This is a genomic window from Leifsonia sp. HAY1-4F (genome assembly GCF_056755275.1).
The window spans coordinates 1-240 of sequence record NZ_JBNDHX010000575.1; the positions used below are offsets into that span (position 1 = coordinate 1).

Genomic DNA, 240 nt, shown 5'->3' on the forward strand with positions numbered 1-240 from the left:
GTCCTCAAGGATGCGGCCGTTGTCTTTGAAGGCGAGCGGATTTCCTGGATCGGATCCCGCCACGATGCTCCCGCTGCTGATGAAATGACCGACGCCGAAGGCCGCGCCGTCCTGCCTGGCTGGGTCGACTCACATTCGCACCTTGTCTTCGCAGGAGACCGCACAGCGGAATTCGAGGCCCGCATGGCCGGGCAGAGCTACAGCGCCGGTGGCATTGCCGTCACCACGGGAGCCACACGC

General features: G+C 65.0%; 1 pseudogene. It reads left to right on the top strand.

The window, feature by feature from the left end:
• Positions 1-240 (top strand): annotated as a pseudogene (locus tag ACPYOG_RS20550) (imidazolonepropionase); the annotation flags it as partial.